Source organism: uncultured Nitrosomonas sp. (assembly GCF_902826915.1).
Classification (GTDB): Bacteria; Pseudomonadota; Gammaproteobacteria; order Burkholderiales; family Nitrosomonadaceae; genus Nitrosomonas.
Genome location: NZ_CADEGP010000005.1, coordinates 20739 through 44034, shown reverse-complemented (window position 1 = coordinate 44034; position 23296 = coordinate 20739). Strand labels below are relative to the sequence as shown.

Sequence of the window (23296 nt, the reverse complement as noted above, 5' to 3'; positions counted from 1 at the left end):
CCGCATTCATCCGTGCTTGAAAAAAGCATTCTGGATTGCCTTGGGTTCTTAACGGTTACGGGAGTCATTGAATGTCACAACGTGTTTCGCTACTTTTGGGTGTTCATGCCCATCAACCCGTCGGCAACTTTCCCGATGTATTGAAAGACGCGCATCAGCGTTGTTACAAACCTTTTCTGCAGATACTTTATCGCTATCCGGACTTTCGTTTTTCAGTTCATTTTTCGGGATGGTTACTGGATTATCTGTTGCAACATTTTCCTGATGATATGGCATTGCTGCATCAGATGGTTGCGCGTCGGCAAGTGGAATTGTTCGGTGCAGGTGATACCGAGCCGGTTTTGGCGGTCATTCCGAACCGGGATCGCATCGGGCAGATTGATACCTTCTCCAATAAACTAGCAGCAAAGTTTGGTCAACGTCCACAAGGAGCGTGGTTGACTGAACGTGTTTGGGAATCTACGGTCGTTCCGGCTTTGGTAAATTGCGGAATTCGCTATGTCACTGTAGATGACTACCATTTTCTATGTGCCGGTAAAACACCGGAAGAATTGAGTGGTTATTTCACCACCGAGGAAGATGCTTATAAACTCGATTTATTCCCAATTTCTGAATCCTTGCGCTATAAAATTCCTTTCTCTCCGGTTGAAGAGACCATCGCTTATCTGGAATCATTAGCGGATCATCATTTGCCAGATGCTAACCCTGCAGCGGTTTATTTTGATGATATCGAGAAATTTGGCATCTGGCCGGAAACGTATCATTGGGTATATGAGCAAGGCTGGCTTGAGCATTTTATCCAAGGCGTACTGGCTTCCGACAAAATATGTACCCAGCATTACAGCGAATATCATGCCGGTGAGAAAACCCGCGGCATTGTTTACCTGCCTACGGTATCGTACATAGAAATGAATGAATGGACTCTGCCTACGCATTCCGCCAATATTTATGCAGAGCTGTTACAGCAGGCAAAGGCAAGCGGTTGGCATGAGCACAAGAAGGCTTTTATCCGAGGCGGCATTTGGAAAAACTTTTTTTCCCGCTACCCAGAATCCAATTGGATGCATAAGCGCATGTTGGGACTTTCTGCGCGGCTGGATAAATTACCGGTGCTACAACGCACTAATGAAATGCAGCAGAAACTGTACGAATCTCAAGCGAATGATGCCTATTGGCATGGCATGTTTGGCGGCCTGTATCTCCCGCATCTGCGGCGTGCTGTATACAATGGCATGGTTGAGCTGGAAGCGTTGCTCGATACCTGCGCGCCGCGTCCTTCATATTTTACCGAAGATACCGACCTAGATGGCGTGGAAGAAGCGTACCTGCAAAATGGTGTGCTACAGGCAGTGCTAAAATTAGACGGTTTTGCCAGTATCTGCGAACTGGATGCTTATCTGTTGAAGCATAACTTTGGCGATACCTTGCGCGTTCAGACCGAACATTATTACCAGAAAATTCAGACGGGACAACTGGATCCATCCAGTGATACCGTTAGCGGCATCGCGTCAGCGCACGACCGAATCAGCTATAAGCATGAGATTAATGCGGCAGACATCGTCGCCGATGATCATCCTCGCGGCTTGTTCATCGATCGCTTAGATGGCACATTTATCGCCTATCGATCCATCGCTTCAGCACTTGAAAATAACCACTTTCAATCTGAAAATACCCAATATCCGATCCATAAACACGTCATGTTGGATCAGAATCAATTACAGGTCGCATATCATTTTACCGCTAAATTGGCGCATGGATTCAGTACCGAAATCAATCTTGCGATGCCTAGTTGTGATGGCATGGGCGGACGCTACATTTATCAGGGAAAAATTCGTGGCGGTTTTGGTGAATTGCTTGAGTTAACCGGCATGACTGAAATAACATTAGATGACGATACGCTGGGCGGTTGCGTGGTGCTAAATACATCTCATCCAGTGACGTTAAGTGCACACCCACATTTTTCGGTGTCGCAATCTGAAAGCGGGTTTGAAAAAATTATGCAGGCAACGACACTGCTGCTGGAATGGCCTGTAACAACTCAGGAATTAATCATTACACTGGAGATTAATGTCCGGTAGTTTCATTTCATTCAAGATTCATAACTCCTAATATTCAGCAACTCAAAAACGCTATGTCTACTCTTACGCAATCATCTGCCTGGCTAGCCTTACAGGCGCATCAATCCGTTATGACGCATCAACATTTACGGGAATTGTTTCAACAAGATCCGCAACGCTTTGAAAAGTTCTCTCTGACTTTCAACAATATTTTGATGGATTATGCCAAGCAGTCGATCAATCATGAAACTGTTGAATTATTGCTGGCGTTGGCGCATCAGCAAAAGCTAAAAGATTGGATTGCACGGATGTTTTCCGGGGAAAGAATCAATTCGACTGAACAACGTGCGGTACTACATATTGCGTTACGGGGTGATCAATCCATAATGGTTGATGGCGCGGATGTGATGCCGGATGTTAAGCGCGTGCTGAAGCAAATGGAGCGTTTCTCGATTGCGATTCAAAGCGGCGCGCGCAGAGGTTACACCGGAAAAATGTTTACCGATATTGTCAATATCGGTATCGGTGGATCGGATCTGGGGCCGGTAATGGTGACTGAAGCACTTAAACCTTACTGGCTGAAAGGCATCTCACCACACTTTGTTTCAAATGTTGACGGCACACAATTAGCAGGTATTTTGCGACAGCTTGATCCAGCTACGACGCTTTTTGTGATTGCTTCAAAAACATTTACTACTCAGGAAACTCTGACCAATGCACATTCTGCGCGCGAGTGGTTTCTGTCCAACGGCGGCAATGAAAAAGACATCGCGCATCATTTTGTCGCTGTTTCGACCAATCGCGTTGCCGTGGAAAAATTTGGCATTGACCCGGATAACATGTTTGAATTCTGGGATTGGGTTGGTGGGCGCTATTCATTATGGTCAGCTATTGGATTGCCGATTGCTTTGACCGTTGGTATGGATCATTTCTATTCGTTGCTGGCAGGTGCGGAAGCAATGGATCAGCATTTCGCTACTGCGCCATTGGAGAAAAATTTGCCGGTTATGCTGGGTTTAATTGGTATCTGGCACATCAATTTTTTCGGTACATCTTCTCATGTTGTGCTGCCGTATGATCAATCGCTACACCGTTTCCCCGCCTATTTGCAACAACTGGAAATGGAAAGCAATGGCAAGCGCACCACCCGCAATGGTGAAGTGGTCGATTACGCCACCGGAGCGGTTGTTTGGGGCAAACCTGGAACCAATGGTCAGCACGCTTTCTACCAATTGTTACATCAAGGCACGCAAATCGTTTCAGCTGATTTCCTGGCGCCTTGCCAAAGCCATTATCCAATGGGCGAACATCATCGCATGTTATTGGCGAATTTTTTTGCTCAAACAGAGGCGCTGATGACGGGCAAAAATGAGCAGGAGGTACGCGCCGAACTTGAAGCGCAAGGTATGCCGGCAGAATCCCTGGCGCAATTACTGCCGCATAAGATTTTTCCCGGTAATCGCCCAACCACATCCATTTTATTCAAGAAACTGGATCCCCATACACTGGGTTCATTAATCGCAATGTATGAGCATAAAGTGTTTGTGCAAAGCGTAATCTGGAACATTAACCCGTTCGATCAATGGGGGGTGGAACTAGGCAAGCAGCTTGCCGGAACAATTCTAACCGAATTGGAACACAGTGAACCTGTGACAAAGCATGATTCATCCACCAACGGATTGATCAATTATTTCAAGGAAAATCAGTAGAAATATCATTTATGCCGCGATCTCAAGAACTTCGCGTTCTATTTATCACTTCTGAAGTGTACCCTTTGTGCAAAACCGGTGGCCTGGGTGATGTCAGTGCAGCATTACCCGCTGCATTACGTGCGTTGCACAGCGATGTGCGGCTTTTGTTACCCGGCTACCCGCAAGTCATTGCCGGAGTGAAATACAAATCCAAAGTAGCCGAATTCAATGCGCTATCACAGTTTCCACCGGCTTCATTGCTTTCGGCCCGATTATCGTTGAGCAAAACCGAGAAAATTCCGGTGTTCGTGATCGATTGTCCCGGGCTGTATAACCGCGAAGGCGGACCCTATATGGATGCGTTTGGCCGTGATTGGCCAGATAACGCATTACGTTTCGGCCTGTTGTCAAAAATTGGTGCCATTCTGGCTAGCGACGCCAGTCCGATTGCCTGGCGTCCGCACATAGTTCATTGTAATGACTGGCAGAGTGGGCTCACCCCGGCTTATTTACATTTTCATTCGGGGAAGAAAGCTGCCACGATGATGACCATCCATAATTTAGCATTTCAAGGTATTTTCCCACCTGGAAGCACGGTGCAACTGGGATTACCATCGGATAGTTTCGATATCAACGGGGTAGAGTATTATGGCAATTTGTCATTTCTCAAAGCGGGGTTGTATTATGCCGACCAGATCACTACCGTCAGCCCCAATTATGCCAAAGAAATTCAGATAGAACCGTTAGGATTCGGTTTGCAAGGATTATTGACCGCTCGTCGGCCTGATCTCATCGGCATTATCAATGGCATAGCGACCGCTGAATGGGATTCTGCAACGGATCGTCATTTGGTCAAAAACTACAGTAGCAAAAACTTGTCGGATAAGGCGGCTAATAAAGCTGCGCTGCAGCGACAAATGGGGCTGGTAGTTGATGCGACTATTCCGCTATTCGGTGTTGTCAGCCGTTTGAGCCATCAGAAAGGGATTGATCTGCTGATCCAGATTGCTCCGCAATTAATAAAAATACCCGCGCAGCTGGTTGTGCTTGGGAGTGGTAATGCCGAACTAGAGCATCTGCTTTCCATGCTAGCACAAACCTACCCTGAATCAATCGCGCTCCATTTTGGTTTTAACGAAGCTTTGTCTCATTTAGTAGAGGCCGGCATTGATAGTTTTCTGATGCCATCACGGTTCGAACCCTGTGGATTGAATCAGATGTATAGTCAACGCTACGGTACTCCACCGGTAGTTCATGCCACGGGCGGTCTACTCGATACAGTCGTGGATTGCACCCCCGACACACTGGCAAATCGTACGGCCAGTGGCTTCGTGTTTTACCCGATGACGACTGATAACTTGCTAGGCGCCATAAAACGTGCAGTACTTGCTTATCACAATAAAAAAACCTGGCAAAGTCTGCAAAAAAATGGCATGGCCAAAGATTTCAGCTGGCACGCGAGCGCAACAGCCTATCTAGCACTTTACCGCATGCTGCTACACTGATGCACGATCTTAATTCAATAGGACTAAGTGTCATGAAAATCACATTAAGCATTCTCTTTGTCGCTTTGTTGTCTGCTTGTATTGCGCATCCGTTAGAGGCACCGCTACCACCCGCTGTCGTGAGTGAAGTACCGGAAAACTGGGAACAGGCGCAAGCCAGAAAATCTCAAGAAAAATCAAATTATATTCAGTCTCATCAAGTCGCTTATGATTGGTTCGGCAATTTTGCTTTTAGCGAAATCGATGGTATTCCCTATATTGCGTTGAAACTCTTACCCAAACTGGCACCGGAATTATGGGGAGGCGAAGAAAATTTTCTTGATGCGGTGGGTCTGTTTATTGATGAACGGCAGCAATCCTATCCCGTTGCACGCGGCATTGGTTTTAGCGGTTTGTCTCGCGCTGAGGCGCAAGGTAATATCGATTATGCATCATTCACCTGCGGCGCTTGTCACATCGGCCGTGTGCGGCTTGAAAACGGTCAAATGGACTATCTCGACGGCGGCGTGAATACGACTTTCAATATTGCGTTATTCCGCGTCAAGCTGTATCAGACCTTGCAAAAAGCCTATGCGGGTGAAACCGGCGACAATAAATACCAATTGTTAGCGCAGAAATTGCTTGATGCATTGGATGCAGTTCAGCAACACGATCCGCATTATTTTTATAACAATTTCCAAACAGGCAATAGAAACTTTGACGCTGACTACGAAGCCGCGCAGATCGCTTTGTTCAAACAAGATGCTGAGCAAACGATCAAGCAATTTGCGCAGCGCGCTGAAGCGGAATACGAAGGTTTTGGTGCACTAATCGCCAAGAACTACGAAGGTCTTGAATCAGAAATGCTGGCTGGTTTTCCCGGAATGGCGGATGCGACGGGGCTAAGTGCCATCAACGGCTATATGAATTTGCGCAAGATTCCCATTATTAAAGGGCTTGCCAGTGTCTCGCTTCCGCCGGAACCGGGCATTACCGATTTTATGTCGGTATGGGAACAAGATAAGCGCCGTGCAAGCTGGGATGAAAGCCATAAAAGATTTATCAATGGCGGGGGGCAATGGAACGGTAATGTGCCGATGCCAATCTATCGCAATCTGATCGCCATGCTGACCTTGGGATTGGAAAAGACCGATGTGCGGGTGGCTGCTTTTGCCGAAGAACTGCTCGATGGTTTGCCGGCCAGCCCTTATCCTTTTAATGTAGATATCGAGCTAGCTAAGAAAGGACAAGCGCTATTTGCACAACACTGCGCCGATTGTCATCAGCCCAAAAACGGCAAAGTGTACGATAATCTCGGTACCAGCATGAAAAGGGCTTACGTGGTCGGTACACTGTTAAATTATGCCGCACGCAAACAGTTGTATGCGAACTGTGCGCCGGATACTTCCATTCGGTTGGTTGGCAAAGATATCAAGCCCTGCGCCGAGTTTGACGGCATTTCTCTTGAGGGCAAAAAAGACTTGCTAATGTCGCCCAATAATGAACATCATGGTTACAACGCCCGACCATTAAGCGGAATCTGGGCGCAAGCGCCCTATTTGCATAATGGCACGGTACCGACTGTTTATCATTTACTGGTTCCAGACGAGCGCCCAATCAGTTTTATCAAAAGTCGCCTTGATTACGATTCTCAATATCTCGGCTTTTCCTGGAATTCTGAACAAACAGCCAATCAGAACGAGGGCTATGTGTTTCAGGTCAACGCGATCCCAGCTTTGAGCAACAAAGGGCACGATAAGGATATCGTGGAAGGTGAAAAAACTTATCGTCTCAATTGGTCTGACGACAAACAAAGCGCTTTTGCTATCATTGAATATTTGAAGACTTTGTGATTTCATATTGGTAATAAACCGGCGTGTAAGAGTCGTTATACAAAACAGCGAACAAATCTCGGAAAGGAGTGCATATGGCTTGGGTTATTCTTGTTGCTGCAGGGCTATTTGAGATTGGTTGGGTCATCGGATTGAAGTATACGGAAGGTTTTACGCAATTGTGGCCCACAATTGGAACGATTTTCGCGATCATCGCCAGTGTTTGGTTGCTGGGCATTGCCATGCAATCGCTTCCAGTTGGCACTGCCTATAGCATCTGGGTAGGCGTGGGCATGATCGGCACGGCGATTCTCGGAATCGTACTGTTTGGCGAACCTGTAAATGCGGCACGTTTAATCAGCATTGCTTTAATTATTATAGGCATCGTTGGCCTCAAGCTCACAACACCGGATTCATAATCTCATTCATTGCTAAGAATAATAGCGCGATGATCGTGGATGTCGCAAGATACAAATACCATAATATCAAGGAGATAACATGCCAGGCGCATTGATCCAACCCTACATTATGTTTGGTGGACGCTGTGAAGAAGCGTTGGAGTTCTATCGCACCGCACTCGGTGCACAGATTGACATGCTGATGCGTTTCAAAGACAGCCCGGAACCGCCCCCTGCAGATATGCTTCCACCGGGATCTGATAATAAAGTGATGCACGCCAGCTTTCGCATCGGCGACAATGTGCTGATGGCTTCGGATGGATGTGAGGAAGGTCAGCAATACAGCGGCATTTCACTTTCCATCTCGGTTGCTACGGAGGATGAGGCGGATCGTTTCTTTATCGCGCTATCCGATGGTGGGCAGGTACAGATGCCGTTGGCCAAAACATTCTGGTCGCCGCGTTTTGGCATGCTCACCGACCGTTTTGGTATCAGCTGGATGATCAATGTCGTGGGTTGATGGCTATTATTCTAATCATCGACACAGTCAACAGCCGCGCTTGCCGGTTATTGGAATCGTATCGATGACATTTGCAATCGGTCTTGCGGGTTGCTCAACTCAGCAACTTTATACCACGGGCCAGTCGTGGCAACGTAATGAGTGCAACCGGTTGATGGATCATCAAGATCGTGACCATTGCCTGTCGAGTACAAGTACCTCGTATGAAACGTACAAAAAGCAATCCGGCACCGGAAGTGATCCGAAATGACAGCCTTATGAACCGATGGAATATCCTAGACCGGTTGGAGAATGAGGTTATTGCAAGCGACATATGCTGTGAGATCTTTGCAGGACTACTTATTTTGTTGCTTAATCGACCCTGAAAAATTATCGAACAACAATTATTCCAGGCGAGCTGTCGGGAATAATGAGGTCTATAAAAATGTAGCTCTCGATGATTTGCACAGTCACTCCTGAGGAACACATAACAATTTGATGATAAAACAATAATATCCGAACAAGCAATGCGCTATCGAACAGAAATATTAAGATTACTACTTCTTTCTGCTCGATAGCATGATTAAAAATGCCCACATCCAGTCGCTCGTACCAAACACATAAAATACCCGTCACATGCTGACCGCTCTGATCATTTGGTTTAAATTCGGCCTTTGCGCCATGCTCATTGGCTTGGCAGGAACTCGATTATGCCGGTACGCCGACGTTATCGCCGACAAGACAGGTTTATCTGGAAGCTGGGTGGGTCTCATTCTACTTGCCACGGTGACTTCACTGCCCGAGCTGGTTACAGGTGTCAGTGCATTGACACTGGCAAACATACCCAATATTGCGGTGGGTAGCTTGCTGGGTAGTTGTGTATTCAACTTGACTATTCTAGTAGTACTGGATTTTCTGGTACGTGGCGAATCATTGTACCGTCGCGCCAGCTCGAGCCACATTCTATCTGCAGGATTTGGCGTAATACTCATTGGATTTGTGGGACTAAATGTTTTACTGATCGATAAAAACACTTTCAATATCGCCCACATCGGCATTTATACACCCGCCATCATAATGTTCTATATCGTTGCCATGCGTGCAATGTATATCCATGAACGCGCGCAGGTCAGAGAGTTCGTTGAGCGGGTCGCGGATCGCTATCCGGATATAACTCTGCATCAGGCCTATCTACGCTATGCGCTATCTGCCTTGGCGGTTATCGCTGCCGGAATATATTTACCGTTTGTGGCTACACAACTGGCTGCACTGATGGGTTGGAACAACACCTTTGTAGGCACGCTCTTCATTGCCGGGATCACCTCGCTTCCTGAACTTGCCGTCAGCATTGCCGCGTTCCGCATGGGCGCACTAGATATGGCGATTGCCAATCTATTAGGCAGCAACTTGTTCAATATTCTGATACTGGCATTGGAAGACCTCATTTTTCTTGCAGGCCCACTGCTAACGCATACTTCACCCTTGCATGCTTTTTCCGCCCTGTCGGCAGTAATCATGAGCGGCATCGTTATCGTCGGCTTGGTTTATCGACCCAGCACCCGCCTCTTCATTAGCATTGGCTGGATTAGCCTGGGTCTGTTCACACTCTATCTGCTCAACACATACGTGTTTTATCTGCATGGCGGCGAATAACTCAGGTTTACAAGTTTTTAATACCTCGCTTCCTTAACAAGAATTTCTCCAGTTCAATCAGCAGAAATAAAACCAGGCTAACAACGATAATCCGCCCCCAAGCCGCAGCATCCAACGCCGCTGTGCCAAACAATTGCTGCATAATTGGCGAATAGGTAAACAGTAGCTGCAGTACCAGTAACAAACCGATCGCCAATAAAACATAACGATTACCCAAAAAACCTTGGCGCGAATAAACGGAAGCCACCAAATAGCGGCAATTGAACAAATAAACGATTTCACACATCACTAGCGTATTCACCACCACTGTCCGACCCCACTCAATACTGGATCCTTGCATGGTTTCCCAGATGTAGAGCGCAAAGCCGCCACTGATCATTAATAAAGAAACAAAGACAATGCGCCACACCAGAAATCCTGACAAAATGGATGCATTGGGATCATGCGGCGGGCGTGACATCACCCCGCTTTCCGGCCGCTCGAACGAAAGTGAAATCGCCAACGTTACCGTCGTCACCATATTAATCCATAAAATCTGTACCGGCGTAATGGGTAAAGCCATACCCAGAATGATGGCGAGTATCAGGATACCCGCTTCGCCACCACTGGTTGGAATGATATAAACAACTGTTTTACGGATATTATCGTAGACTGTGCGGCCTTCCTCCACGGCGTGCGTAATCGAAGCAAAGTTATCGTCCGTCAACACCATCTCTGCGGCTTCTTTTGCAACTTCGGTACCCTTATGGCCCATCGCAACGCCAATATCGGCACGTTTTAGCGCTGGGGCGTCATTCACGCCATCTCCCGTCATCGCGACAACTGCACCGTTCTCCTGTAAAGCTGTCACCAGTCGCAGCTTATGCTCGGGATTTGCGCGGGCAAAAATCTCCACATCTGCTGCAACCTGACGCAATTGCGCATCATCCATTTTATCCAGTTCAATACCCGTAATCGCGCGCTGGCCATCCCCAATCCCTAATTTTGCGCCGATCGCACAGGCGGTAATACGATGATCGCCGGTGATCATTTTGACCTGAATGCCGGCCGCATGACATTGCTGCACGGCGGTGATGGCCTCCTCGCGCGGCGGATCGATAATACCCACCAATCCAAGCAGGGTAAATCCCGCTTCAGCATCAGAGAGTACCAGTGTTTGCTGCTTTTCCTGCGCCCTGCGACTGGCCATCGCCAATATGCGCTGACCGGTTTCACTGGCTGCGCTTATCGCGGCATGCCAGAAATCTGGTTGAATCGGCTGATCTTTCCCTTCGCTGCGTTGATGGCTGCACATGGCCAGCACTTTTTCCGGCGCACCTTTGACATAAATCAGGCCCTGCCCAGCATGATCATGATGCAGCGTTGCCATGAAGCGGTGTTCCGATTCAAAAGGAATCACATCCGTGCGCGGCAATGCTTTCTGTTCAAAAACCGAATCCAGCTCTGCTTTCATTGCCAACGTGATAAGCGCGCCTTCGGTCGGATCGCCCTGTATTTCCCATATTTCACCACGCTGACACAGCGACGCATCATTGCAGAGCAATCCGACCCGGAATAATTCCAGCATATCGGCATAATCAGTAATCGTGACTTCCTTTCCATCCCGGCTAAAGCCGCCCTCTGGCGCGTAACCTACGCCACCGACTTGCAACTGATCATGCGCGGTAATGATGCTTTGCACGGTCATTTCATTGCGCGTCAGTGTCCCGGTCTTATCCGTACAGATAACAGTTACCGCACCCAGCGTTTCCACTGCGGGCAATCTGCGTACAATGGCACTGCGCCGCGCCATATTCTGCACTCCCAGCGCCAGCGTAATCGTCATGATAGCCGGCAATCCCTCCGGAATTGCGGCGATAGCCATACTCACCGCGGCCATGAAGATCTCGCCCAAGGGATAATCATGCAGCAAAAAGCCATAAACAAATATGCTCACCGCCAAGAATAAAATTGCAATTGTCAGCCAACGACCAAAAATTGCCATTTGCCGCAATAGCGGTGAAACCAGTTTATCGACTTGCGCGATCATCTGGCTGATACGTCCAATCTCGGTATCCTGACCGGTGGCAACCACAACGCCCATCCCTTGACCGTAAACCACCAGCGTGCCCGAGTACGCCATGCAGAAACGGTCTCCGATCGCTGTCACGGCATCGACCGCTGGAATCGATTTTTCGACTGCCACGGATTCGCCAGTTAACGCAGCCTCTTCGATGCGCAGATTTTTACAACTGAGCAACCGTATATCAGCAGGCACCTTGTCACCGGATTGCAACAACACAATATCACCCGGTACCAATTGTTCCGCCGGAATCTGCGCTCGTTGCCCTGCGCGCAATACAATCGCGTTGAGCGACAACATGCGTCGGATCGCATTCAGGGCTTTTTCCGCCTTGCCTTCCTGGATAAAGCCGATGATGGCGTTAATAATGACCACACCGAGAATAACGCCGCTATCTACCCAGTGCTCCAGCAATGCTGTCGCAATGGACGCGCCCAACAAGATATAAATCAGCACATTATGAAATTGCAACAAAAAGCGGATCACGGCACTTTCGGATTTGGGCGGTTTTAAACGATTGGCGCCATACTTTTCCATACGAAGGTTTGCTTCCGATTGTGACAAACCACTCTGATCGGTTGCAAGTTCCTGCACAACCTGCTCCGCTGAACAGTTATGCCATGCAGGTGTTGTATCAACACTCAAATTGGAATCATACGACATCATTTTTTTCCTTTGGCGCAACAAGCCGACGAGCAAGGTTATCAGGAATAATTTGTATTTGTTTATCCAGTACAGCTACAATGGAAATCATTTTTTTACCTTAACATAGCAAATGGGGCTTTCCATGAAATACTCTATCATTCTGATGGCACTGATGGCCATCCTGTTTACCACCTTAGCACAAGCATCCGGCCGCGTACCGTTTGGACATCAGGTCATCGAGGTACAAAACTACAGTCGTGCCACAGAACAAATCGCCATTTCAGGAATGATCAGCGATGGCGGCACGCAAGCACTGGCTGCCACCGGTTTTAAAGCCGTTATTGACTTACGCACTAGAAATGAAGGAACTGCCGAGGAAAAAGCATTGGTCGACAGGGCTGGCATGATGTACTTCAACATTCCAACCACGGTTGCCGGGATCACGAAGGAACAGGTGGCAGAATTTACCAAAATAATTGAATCAACCCCGAAACCTGTATTGCTTCATTGTGGATCGGGCAACCGGGCCAGTGCCATGTGGGCCAGTTATCGCATTACCCAAGGCGTTGAACCGGAAACAGCCATTGAAGAAGCACGCAAAATGGGTTTACGTCCTCCGCTCGAGGAAAAGCTTCGTGAAATCATGCTCAACTGAGTGTTTAGCTCAGTCATTTGCTGTAAGAAGACTGAATTTCAACAAATCCCCGATATTCTGGCCAAATAATATGGATAGACATGATATTCAGGTCTGTCTATCGTTTCATTTAGAGTACTAATCGAGAGCAAATCTGACAAACATAACGGCTCAGTTGCTATCAATGCCAAAATAGGGAAGATATATGGAAACTGTGTAATTACTCGTTAACCAACAAAGAGGATAGCGATGTATCCGTTTAGCGAGAGAGACACCTTTGCTACTTTTCGAAATATTATCGATTCAGTAGTAAATGAAATTAAGTCGCTGGAGAACGGATATGTTCTGAAGGCGTCAGAATCAGAGCTAGAGGAGTTTTATACTGAAAAGGCGCTAATTGAGCCTTTGGTCCTTCACTCAGATCAACAATATACTAAAAACCAATCAGGTACGCAGATTGATGTAAGCCATGATTTCCGTAGGGCCGTGTTTCCCGGCGAGCGAGCAGTTGTTAGAGGGACAAGAATAGACATTGCCATCCCGTTTGAAGGTGACCCGGAGTTGTGGCAAATCCGAGCTTCCACATGGAGTTCCGGCGGTTACCCAGAGATTGACGTGAAAAACGGAGAAATAATATTGAGCATAAGCTTTCCGGATGATTCCGCCAATCCCGATCAGCTCAAGTTGGATATATGCCGCAGCATCAAATCATTAGAAGATGCTGTTGGTTATCTTAAGAATGATGTCACCAACCATAACAACTCTGTCCCCAATGCAGTGAAGCAGGCTTTAAAGAGAAAAAGAGAATTGGCGCAAGCAACCACGGGGGCTGTTGCAGCGCTAGGTATCCCTGTTAGAAGAGTTGATTCCTCACCAACATTCACAATTCCTGCTAAGCGGCGTACTAGACCAACAAGTAGGCCCTCAGTGGAAACTGGAGCGTATCAACCAGAGCCCGTCTTGGATGAAAAGGAATATCAGCACATCCTGGAAATCATGCGCAGTATGTCGCTGGTTATAGAGCGTAATCCCGCATCATTTGCATCGCTTGATGAAGAGTCAATTCGAGATCATTTCCTACTACAACTGAACGGGCATTATGAGAGTGGGGCTACTGGGGAAACGTTTAACGCGTCCGGTAAAACAGATATCTTGATTCGGGAAGTCAACAAGAATGTATTCATTGCTGAGTGTAAATTCTGGCGGGGTAATAAGGTGTTCGGTGAGGCCGTTGGTCAGCTTCTGGGTTATCTGACGTGGCGTGATTCTAAATGCGCACTTATGATATTTAACAGAACTAAAGACTCCAATACCGTCAGAAATAAAATGCATGAGGCCATGGAGTCTCTGCCGGAGCATCGTAAAACGGTCTTCCACAAAACAGAAGGCGATTCTCGCTATATTCTCATAAAGGAATCAGAGCCAGGAAAAGAAATAATCGTTACAACGCAACTTTATGACATTCCATCAGATAAGTAATTTATCGGCTAACAAAGCAAAAACAGTTAACTCGGACGCATTTTTCGCTCGCTGCGCTCACCAACAGTGCGCCGGTTACTGCAAGCGTTATATGCAAAACATATGAGTTCAGAATCAGAGCAATTGTGCAAAATTCTTGACTTGCTTTTAGCAGATGAAATAGATTGCGGAGTAGCACAGGATAAAATTGAAAAGCTTACTATGACAGAGTTCGATGATTTGTATAGTAATCTTCATCATTACTACACGGATGAAGATATCAGGAAAAGAGATCCAGAATATAAGGAGTTTCAGGTCGCTGAATTACAAAAATTAATAAAGCATTTAAAATCTGGAAATATTAAATCGGCAAATAGGGTGTTTTTTTGCATGTTTCTTAAGCATATAGCCCGTCACTCCAACTGGACGACGACATCGTCTAAGTCCAGCTGGAGGGCTCAATTCGAATCAAACAACAACTAAAAACCAATGGAATTACCAAAGTTTAATGAAACTTTCCTTCCAATATTGGAAGTACTTAAAGACGGAAAAACCATAAAAGGGCGTGATTTAGTTAGAATCGTAGAAGAAAGGTTTTATTCAAACTTGCCGCAAGAACTTCTTGAACAAAAGACTAAAAGCGGAGATCGTCTAATTGCAAATCGTATTGCATGGGGAAAATCATATTTAAAAAAAGGCGAGCTAGTTCACTATCCACAACGAGGTTATGTGCAGATTACCGAGAAAGGAAAAACTGCCAAACCAGAAAATATCTCTCTAGATGATATTCAATCTAACGTAATCACCTTCTACGAACCTGAAAGCAAGTTAGTATCTAAAACAAAGATTGAGGGAGATGCAAGTCCACAAGATCTGATTGATTCTGGTTTTGAAAAAATTGAACGTGAAGTGAAAGATGAGCTACTTTCAAGACTTAAGGAAGTTGATCCGTATGCGTTTGAAAAAATAATCCTAATCTTGTTAAAGAAAATGGGCTATGGCGATTTTATTGAAACCGCTAAATCTGGTGATGGTGGGATAGACGGTATCATTAATGAAGATCAGCTTGGGTTGGAAAAAATCTATATTCAAGCCAAACGCTATAGCGAAAATAAAGTTCGTGAAACTGACATACGCAACTTCATTGGCGCCATGAGTGGCGATACACGTAAAGGTATTTTTGTAACCACCTCATCTTTTGATGAAAAAGCAGAAATAAAAGCTAGAAACGCACACCATACAATAATCTTGCTAGATGGCTCAAAGCTTGTTGATTTAATTTACAAATTTAATGTGGGCGTGCAAATAAAGAACTCTTACGAAGTAAAAATAATAGATAGTGACTTTTTTGATCCAGAGCAAATCTAGCTTAACAAACGCGTCGATGGGGACAGGTTTCTCGCTGTCGCTCAAAGCCAACCTAGTACGCGCATTATCTCACTTTCTGCTTTAGGGCCAAACTCAATCAATAAGGCACCCCGCCGCAAGCAGCGGGAAATTAAACCCGGAAGAGATTAATTCTTGAAGCTTTCAGCTCGAGCTTGAGCTATTACCAACTAGCTGATCCAGAATAACCGAACAATCATCCATATCGCTATACCCATCGAAACGACAGCAAATCCCTGTTGTAATTTCGGCCCCGCAAGATGATCGGCAATGCCACGTCCTATCAACATGCCTGCCAATGCTCCGGCAGCAAAAGGCAGTGCAACAGGCCAATTCATCCCGCCCAGAGCAGTTGCCGACGCAACGCCGATACCTGAGACAAGCGCAATGACGGCCAGCGATGTGGCCAGTATGGATTGCATCGGAAGATTGGTTGCTCTTTTCAACGCCGGAACAACCACAAAACCACCACCGACACCCAGCAGCCCTGATATAAATCCGGTTGCAATGCCTGAATAGCCCAGCGCTCGAACGCACGGCCAGCCCCAAATTAAACGGCCTCGTTCGTATTCCAAACGGCAGGGAATTGCAGCAGAGTCAGATTGCAGATCTGCTGCATTCCTTTCCTCAGCCATCGGCTGCGTGCTGTGTCGCAACATATTGACAGCAACATAAAACAAAACCAATGCAAATAACACCGTCAAAGGTACATTCGGCAGCCTCTGCGCCAGCCATATCCCGGCGGGCGCCACTAATATTCCGGTAACTGCTATAAATCCCGCCGCGCGGTAACGCACTTTCCCCTGCCGCAGCGCAATGAGCGCGCCGATGGTTGATGATAGACATACTGCGAGCAAGGCGATCGGAGCAGACTCGGCAACCGTGAAATGCAACCCGAAGATGAGTAAGGGCACTGCGATGATCGTTCCGCCCGCACCGGTCAGTGCAAGTACAGCGCCAGTAAAGACGCCAAGTAGTATGCTGATTAGCAATATTTCCACGCTAGCTCAGCGTAATTTACGAGGATGAGCAAGCCATTCCTTGCCTTTTAACATAGCATTCCAATAGACCCATGGAAAAACAGTCTGCTTGAAAAACCAGTAGAGCTTACTTGGCGCGGTTGGATTAAATGGGAAGGTGGGTAATAGTTTTCCACCAAAACCAAATTCAGCCAGGATTACCTTACCATTTTCCACCGTCAGCGGACATGCGCCATAGCCGTCGTAAAAAGCGGCAAACTCCCGATCTTCTTTTTCCGCCAAGAGATTCTCGGCCACGACAACAATTTGCTTTCGGGCGGCTGCTGCAGTTTTTGCATTGGGCGAAGAACAAGCGTCCCCCAGAGAAAATATATTCGAATAATCGGTATGTTGCAATGTCTTCTCATTCACCTTGCAAAATCCGCTGGCGTCCGCCAAAGGACTATCGCGTAGAAAGTCCGGCGCCATTTGCGGCGGCGTCACATGCAATAAATCGAACGGTTTTGCTTCGCGTACTATCGCGCCATCAGCGTCCTTAATGTCAAAGTAGGCGATTTTTTGCGTTCCGTCCACTTTGACCAGGTTGGAATTAAATACCAATTTTGCATGGTAACGTTTGACATACTCCATCAAAGGCGGCACAAAATCAGCCACACCAAACAACACGGCACCTGCTGTATCAAACTCAACGTCTATGCTATCCAAGCAGTCTGTTTGCAGCCAGTGATCGCACGAAAGATACATGGCTTTTTGTGGTGCACCAGCACATTTGATGGGCATCGGCGGCTGGGTAAAAATTGCCTTCCCGGATTTAAGTTCCCGCACCAGTTCCCAGGTATAAGGCGCCAAATCATGACGGTAATTTGATGTAACGCCATTCTTACCCAGCGTTTCTTCCAATCCCTCAACCTTTTCCCATGCTGTCCGGATACCAGGACAAACAATTAACTGCCGATAGCCAATCACTCGTCCATCATCCAGACGCACTTTGTTGCTTTCCGGATCAAATACAGCTGCGGCCGCCTGGATCCACTCTGCGTTTCTGGGAATTACATCTGCCATCGGTTTCACTGTTTCCGCAATGTCGTATGTACCCCCCCCGACCAGCGTCCAGGCAGGTTGATAATAATGTTCACTGCTGGGTTCGATGATTGCAATACGCAGCGTTGGTCGCCGTTTGAGTAGGCTAGCAGTGACTCCGATGCCAGCTGAACCGCCACCGATAACGACCACATCAAAAGCATTCTCCCAATTACAGGCGTCGAAGACTGAGTCCTGTGCCTTCACCTCATTACTGGCGCTTTGCCGGGCCATCTCATGCAAAGCAGTCGCGCGTCTGCCGGAGTTACAAAACGCCAGAACCGGTTTAGGCAACTCAGTCATCAATTTCTGAAAAGCTTTAACACGCTCGGTAGAAACCGAGCCCATCTTGACAGGCAAATAAGCGAAGGTAATATCTAGCGTTTTGGCCACTGCTTCCAGCTCTTCACTATGCGGCTGATTCTCGCCGCCTTCATAGTCCGGGCGATTACAAATAATCGACTTGTAACCAGCCGCCGCTAGTTCATTGATGTCATCAACGCTGATTTGACCGCTTACCGAAAACGTGTGATCCAGTTTAATAATATCAATGGGCATGCCTATTCTCCTTTATTAGCCTGTAATTTGATAGCCTAGCTACGACTTCCATTTATATAGAATCCTTCTCCAAAAAGATCTATAAGCACTGCAACCAATCTTTAGCCTCTTACGCAGAATGCTTCTTGCAGTAAAGGTTGAATAACGTCTCCATGACTTGAATAGCCTCCAGGCTTGCTAAGCTATAGTAAATGTACTTGCCTCTTCGTTCTGTCGAAACCAGGCTTTCTTCTCGCAGTACGGTTAATTGCTGCGATAAGGTAGGTTGATGAATACCCAATAATGCTTCCAATTCACCCACATTCCGTGTTCCTTGACTAAGTTCGCATAAAATGAGCAATCGATCTTCATTGGCGAGAATTTTCAGCAATGCACACGCATCCGCAGCCGATGTATGCAACGCTGTCATACTGTTTAAAGCTGATTGTGTTTTCATGTTTTATCATATTTTAGAGTAATTATTCGAGGCCTCGAAATTCAACAATGATCACAAGGATATTAATCCTAATTTATTTTCTAGAAATTGTCAGTAAACTTATTGATGTTTCTGCTGAATAGCTTCGAAAACACCCATCCCCAATAACATTGCCGTGAGAAAAATGATAGCCTCCAGGCTGCCGGATCCAACCAGAACTAGCGCTGGCCCAGGGCAAATTCCAGCGATCCCCCAGCCGATCCCAAACACAATCCCACCTAATATCAACCGAGCATCAATTTTGGTAACACCCGGTATCTTCATTGATCCTCCTAAGTAGCTTTTCTTCCGCTTCTTTGCAATGGCAAAAGCTACAAAACCCACCGCCACCGCACTAGCCATCACCCATGCCAATGAAGGGTCCCAGCGACCGGCTACATCAAGAAAAGCTAATACGATTGCTGGATTAACCATACCGGACAAAATAATTCCTAATCCGAACACAATTCCAGACACCCACGCCATCAAACCAATCATTTGATCTCCTCCATTACGCACAGCCACTTAAACTAATTAATAAGCACATGTCTTACCCAATAAACCGTCATCATAGCCGTCACTATAAATAGAGCGGTTGCAACAAAGGAGCGGGCAGAGCCTCGCGATAATCCACAAACACCATGACCGCTCGTGCATCCAGATCCCAATCTGGTGCCAAAACCAACCAATAAGCCAGCTAATATCAACATCATATGACTGGTTTCAATTTGTATCTCCGGCAGAGCGAAAAAAAACTTCCAAATGGTGACTGATAAAACTAGTCCTAAAATAAATGCGATACGCCAACTAACATCCCCCCTTTGCAAGCGGAATAAGCCGCCTATAATTCCGGATATGCCGGCAACACGTCCATTAAACAGCAATAACAAAGTCACCGCAAAACCTATAGCGAGCCCTCCCGCTATTGCATGCCATGGTAATAAATCCGGATAATTCATATGCACCCCTATACTGAGAAAATAATGCCATCGTTTCCATTATTATGATATATATATAAACATAATGATATCTATTTGTATGTTTTCAACAGCAAACCCGCTTCAGAAACAACTCGGAGAGCAACATGAAACCCACTATAGAAGCATTCTTTGATACGGTAACACAGACCATCAGTTATGTTATCTTTGATGAAGCTGGGGGCTACTGCGCCATTATTGATCCCGTACTAGATTACGATCCAAAGGCCAGCAAAACCTTTACTCATATAGCCGACAAAATAATTGCATTTATTCAAGATCAACGCCTTTCGGTGCAGTGGATTTTAGAAACACATGCGCATGCGGATCATTTATCATCAGCCGATTATCTTAGAAATCAGCTAGGTGGAAAAATTGGCATTGGTAAGAATATTCCCGCAGTTCAGAAAACATTCAAAAAGATTTTTAACTTTGGCGATGAATTCATACCCGACGGCCATCATTTCGACCATCTATTTGCTGACGGCGAATCGTTTCGGATCGGAAAAATTACGGCTAAAGCCATTGCAGTATCAGGCCACACACCCGCCGACATCGCATATCAAATCAACGATGTGATCTTTGTGGGTGATACACTTTTTATGCCGGATGTTGGCACTGCTCGCACAGATTTTCCCGGCGGCGACGCACGCCATCTGTTTAAATCCATTCAGAAAATACTGGCATTCCCACCAGAAACCCGCCTATTGATGTGCCACGATTACCCTCCCACCAATCGCCCGACAGAGTGGGAGTGTACGGTTGCTGAACAACGCGCGCACAACATTCATGTCCACGATGGAATTACTGAAGACGAATTTGTAAAGATGCGCAATGCACGTGATGCAACGCTAGGAATGCCTAATTTGCTGCTTCCATCAATACAGACAAACATTAGAGGTGGGAAATTACCGCCAGTCGAGCCTAATGGTGTTTCCTATTTTAAAATACCGATTAACTTTACTTGATACGTGACATTAAGATTTACATCTTACTTGAAGAAAATTCTCCTTATCCTAACCGAAAACCACCGGTTATTAAGAATGTTTTCGTAGCAATCGATATGTAAGGAGGAGGCAAGTGAGGCAAACAGTTTAGACCTAATGATGAACATACTGAGCGTGTTTCTAATGTCCATAGTTTTTCAATGCCCTGTTAAACTTGCAATGTGACAAAGTTGCCATGTTGTTGATCGAATTTTACCGTAATAAAGCGTGTGCCCACAGAAACTCCATGACTCTCGTGCCGTTTATGCGTCACCTCGGCTACCGCTTGAAAATTTGGCGCGTCGATTTTTATAACGTCGTTGAAATCCAGTATCACATCAGTCAAAAAGCGCATGCCTGCAGGCGATAAATCTTGAAAAATACCTTGCACCGGACGACCCGGCCAAAACAAGTAAAAAACCAACTCACCCCTCACTGGGGTGCGCATCATAGTGCGGCGTGTTGACTCCATATTTTTATGATTCAATAGAAGCAGAGGGCTCGCACATTCCAAACAATTTTCACTTTGGTAAAAGCCTGTTTGCGGCACATAAGGCGTCTTACAGAAAAAACAATAATACGTAATCATCGCCCGATATGGTTTGACAGAGTATTCTGCTGCGTCTAATTCGGGGATCAGACTGGGTAGATTAGTCTTCTTATTTGCTGTTTCTTTCGCAGCACGAAGTAAATTGCTCATTAAAAGTGCGTCATACTGCATACGCGCCGCCGGATCAGATAAAATTCGATAAGCTTCATCAAGTAATGCTTTATCTTGAAAAGAATCTTTTTTTAATATCTGATAACTCGCCTTAATCGTCGTAATTGGTGCATCAGGTTGAACTTGAAGGATCCGGTAATAATTACGTTGATTCAAACTATCCGTACGTTCACTATATTTTTGCTCTGCTTCAAGTTTGGCACTGGATCCTAATGCGCCCTGACTAAGAATTTTAATATGATATCGGTCTAATAACTCTTGATCATATACATCCCGTTTGAGCGGATCCCCTAGCGTACTATAAGCAAGATTAAGTAAATTTACATTCCAGTCCGGACTGGCCAGTTCAGGATGCGTCACAAGTTTTTGCATCAATACCCAATAACTTTCCTTAACGACCGCCATCGGTGCATCAGGCTGAATGTGAAGAATTCGATAGAAATTTCGCCGCTCGATCATGATTACTGAGAATTTTAGCACCTTATTAGTCGATTTATCAGCGACGCTGGTAGTTAGTGAAATTTTCAAAAAACAACTCGAGCCAATAAACGTTATCTATATAGTTCTCATGACAAATTAAGCTGATCAAATAAGGCTCAGTTTAATTCTACAATGACCGGTTTCTCGATAGCTAATATCATAATCAATAATACTTTGATTCTGACTTCAGATTACGTTTGCATTTTATCAGCATATCTATATAATGAGAACAATTCTCATTATCATCTTTATATTAATTATGAACGCTCACCCATCAACTCAATCGATGACAAAAAATTCGTATCAACCGGAACTAACAAGCTTCAATGCACCAATAGATAGCAACTCCTTATTTAAAAATGGCGATGTTGTATTTATATTGCATAAAGGTGAACAATACACACTACGACGCACACGAAACGGCAAGTTAATCCTGAACAAATAGTGGATTGTGAGCGCAGATCATGTATATTAATACTTGTAGTTATTAGCGGTTCGCATACAAAAACCATTCTCAACCATGATGAAGGTAAGCGGGTGCATGACATGGGTTTATGATAGGAATTCTTGTTTAATAACAATTTCTTGACACATAATATAATGTCAAGCAACAAACAATTTGACTGTGACTGAGCAATATCTTTTCAAATGAATTCAGCCCATATAAAAATATTTGTCTTAGGAGCTAAAAATGAAAGGTAACGTAGATATTATTCGCTGGCTAAACCAGCAGTTACAACATGAATTAACAGCCATTAACCAATATTTTCTGCATGCTCGCATGTACAAGAATTGGGGATTTGAGAGCCTCGGAAAACACGAATTTGAAGAATCCTGCGAAGAAATGAAGCACGCTGATCTTCTGATTGAAAGAATTTTGTTTCTGGAAGGCTTACCCAACCTACAAGATCTAGGAAAACTAATGATTGGTGAGACTGCTGAAGAATGTATCGCTTGTGATCTAAAACTTGAATCAACATCGCGGGTAACTCTGCTAGCCGCAATAGCGGCCTGTGAATCGACCCAGGACTTTGCATCACGAGAAATCTTTGAACATATTCTTGAAGATACCGAAGAGCATATTGATTGGCTGGAAACTCAGCTCGGGATCATGCAAAAGGTCGGTATCCATAACTGGCTACAAAGTCAGATATAGCGTTCTCGATACTGCTGGAGTTCCTCTTCCTTCTCCAGCAGTACATTTAGCCAGCCAGCCCATTTTTATGGTCAGCCAGCCATTTTTTTACTTGCTGAAAATTTG

The 23296-nt window shown here is 45.8% G+C and carries 22 protein-coding genes; 15 read left to right on the top strand and 7 right to left on the bottom strand.

Annotated elements, in window-relative coordinates:
- The first annotated feature begins 71 nt into the window (after positions 1–71).
- From QZV86_RS01660 to QZV86_RS01625, 8 genes are all read left to right on the top strand, one after another.
- Positions 72–2078 carry an alpha-amylase/4-alpha-glucanotransferase domain-containing protein gene (locus tag QZV86_RS01660; protein WP_295623541.1) on the top strand — a complete coding sequence of 669 codons (2007 nt, stop codon included), beginning with the start codon at positions 72–74 and terminating at the stop codon, positions 2076–2078.
- A 53-nt stretch (positions 2079–2131) separates the two neighbouring features.
- A complete protein-coding gene (gene pgi / locus QZV86_RS01655; protein ID WP_295623540.1) occupies positions 2132–3766 on the top strand; it encodes a glucose-6-phosphate isomerase in 1635 nt (544 codons plus the stop codon).
- Between the two features lie 11 nt (positions 3767–3777).
- Complete coding sequence (glgA, locus tag QZV86_RS01650) at positions 3778–5253, top strand: glycogen synthase GlgA (protein WP_295623539.1); 1476 nt, start codon at positions 3778–3780, stop codon at positions 5251–5253.
- A gap of 32 nt (positions 5254–5285) precedes the next feature.
- Positions 5286–7085, top strand: a complete 1800-nt coding sequence (locus QZV86_RS01645; protein WP_295623538.1) for a c-type cytochrome — start codon at positions 5286–5288, stop codon at positions 7083–7085.
- A gap of 74 nt (positions 7086–7159) precedes the next feature.
- Positions 7160–7483, top strand: a complete 324-nt coding sequence (gene sugE, locus QZV86_RS01640) for a quaternary ammonium compound efflux SMR transporter SugE (RefSeq protein WP_295623537.1) — start codon at positions 7160–7162, stop codon at positions 7481–7483.
- A 79-nt stretch (positions 7484–7562) separates the two neighbouring features.
- Positions 7563–7982 carry a VOC family protein gene (locus tag QZV86_RS01635; protein ID WP_295623536.1) on the top strand — a complete coding sequence of 140 codons (420 nt, stop codon included), beginning with the start codon at positions 7563–7565 and terminating at the stop codon, positions 7980–7982.
- Entirely contained in the window at positions 7969–8232 is a 264-nt protein-coding gene (locus QZV86_RS01630; RefSeq protein ID WP_295623535.1) for a hypothetical protein, read from the top strand. Before QZV86_RS01635 ends, QZV86_RS01630 begins: the two co-directional genes overlap by 14 nt.
- A 365-nt stretch (positions 8233–8597) precedes the next feature.
- A complete protein-coding gene (locus QZV86_RS01625) occupies positions 8598–9614 on the top strand; it encodes a sodium:calcium antiporter (protein WP_295623534.1) in 1017 nt (338 codons plus the stop codon).
- 7 nt (positions 9615–9621) lie between these two features.
- Here QZV86_RS01625 and QZV86_RS01620 read toward each other — a convergent pair whose 3' ends face one another.
- The gene (locus QZV86_RS01620) at positions 9622–12339 is read right to left on the bottom strand and encodes a cation-transporting P-type ATPase (RefSeq protein WP_295623563.1); all 2718 of its coding nucleotides are present in this window, start codon (positions 12337–12339) and stop codon (positions 9622–9624) included.
- 124 nt (positions 12340–12463) lie between these two features.
- Between QZV86_RS01620 and QZV86_RS01615 the strand changes: the two genes are divergently transcribed.
- From QZV86_RS01615 to QZV86_RS01600, 4 genes are all read left to right on the top strand, one after another.
- A complete protein-coding gene (locus QZV86_RS01615) occupies positions 12464–12976 on the top strand; it encodes a protein tyrosine phosphatase family protein (RefSeq protein ID WP_295623533.1) in 513 nt (170 codons plus the stop codon).
- Positions 12977–13204: 228 nt separating this feature from the next.
- A complete protein-coding gene (locus QZV86_RS01610; protein WP_295623532.1) occupies positions 13205–14434 on the top strand; it encodes a hypothetical protein in 1230 nt (409 codons plus the stop codon).
- Between the two features lie 102 nt (positions 14435–14536).
- Positions 14537–14896, top strand: a complete 360-nt coding sequence (locus QZV86_RS01605) for a hypothetical protein (protein WP_295623531.1) — start codon at positions 14537–14539, stop codon at positions 14894–14896.
- A 6-nt stretch (positions 14897–14902) separates the two neighbouring features.
- A complete protein-coding gene (locus QZV86_RS01600; protein ID WP_295623530.1) occupies positions 14903–15781 on the top strand; it encodes a restriction endonuclease in 879 nt (292 codons plus the stop codon).
- Positions 15782–15969: 188 nt separating this feature from the next.
- Here the strand turns inward: QZV86_RS01600 and QZV86_RS01595 are convergent, their stop codons facing one another.
- From QZV86_RS01595 to QZV86_RS01575, 5 genes are all read right to left on the bottom strand, one after another.
- Positions 15970–16800: a sulfite exporter TauE/SafE family protein gene (locus QZV86_RS01595; RefSeq protein ID WP_295623529.1), complete on the bottom strand. Its 831-nt coding sequence runs from the start codon at positions 16798–16800 to the stop codon at positions 15970–15972.
- Positions 16801–16806: 6 nt separating this feature from the next.
- Positions 16807–18417 carry a bifunctional protein tyrosine phosphatase family protein/NAD(P)/FAD-dependent oxidoreductase gene (locus QZV86_RS01590; RefSeq protein ID WP_295623528.1) on the bottom strand — a complete coding sequence of 537 codons (1611 nt, stop codon included), beginning with the start codon at positions 18415–18417 and terminating at the stop codon, positions 16807–16809.
- A 109-nt stretch (positions 18418–18526) separates the two neighbouring features.
- Positions 18527–18853 (bottom strand): metalloregulator ArsR/SmtB family transcription factor, encoded by a 327-nt coding sequence (locus QZV86_RS01585; protein WP_295623527.1) that lies wholly within the window; start codon positions 18851–18853, stop codon positions 18527–18529.
- Positions 18854–18952: 99 nt separating this feature from the next.
- Positions 18953–19369: a DUF6691 family protein gene (locus QZV86_RS01580; protein ID WP_295623562.1), complete on the bottom strand. Its 417-nt coding sequence runs from the start codon at positions 19367–19369 to the stop codon at positions 18953–18955.
- A 32-nt stretch (positions 19370–19401) separates the two neighbouring features.
- Positions 19402–19830: a YeeE/YedE family protein gene (locus QZV86_RS01575; protein WP_295623526.1), complete on the bottom strand. Its 429-nt coding sequence runs from the start codon at positions 19828–19830 to the stop codon at positions 19402–19404.
- 125 nt (positions 19831–19955) lie between these two features.
- Here QZV86_RS01575 and QZV86_RS01570 point away from each other — a divergent pair, with 125 nt between their 5' ends.
- Positions 19956–20816: an MBL fold metallo-hydrolase gene (locus QZV86_RS01570; RefSeq protein WP_295623525.1), complete on the top strand. Its 861-nt coding sequence runs from the start codon at positions 19956–19958 to the stop codon at positions 20814–20816.
- A gap of 187 nt (positions 20817–21003) precedes the next feature.
- Here the strand turns inward: QZV86_RS01570 and QZV86_RS01565 are convergent, their stop codons facing one another.
- A complete protein-coding gene (locus tag QZV86_RS01565; RefSeq protein ID WP_295623524.1) occupies positions 21004–22083 on the bottom strand; it encodes a molecular chaperone DnaJ in 1080 nt (359 codons plus the stop codon).
- Between the two features lie 211 nt (positions 22084–22294).
- Here QZV86_RS01565 and QZV86_RS01560 point away from each other — a divergent pair, with 211 nt between their 5' ends.
- Positions 22295–22480 carry a hemin uptake protein HemP gene (locus tag QZV86_RS01560; RefSeq protein WP_366925675.1) on the top strand — a complete coding sequence of 62 codons (186 nt, stop codon included), beginning with the start codon at positions 22295–22297 and terminating at the stop codon, positions 22478–22480.
- Positions 22481–22726: 246 nt separating this feature from the next.
- Positions 22727–23191: a bacterioferritin gene (bfr, locus tag QZV86_RS01555; RefSeq protein WP_295623522.1), complete on the top strand. Its 465-nt coding sequence runs from the start codon at positions 22727–22729 to the stop codon at positions 23189–23191.
- The last annotated feature ends 105 nt before the right edge of the window (positions 23192–23296 follow it).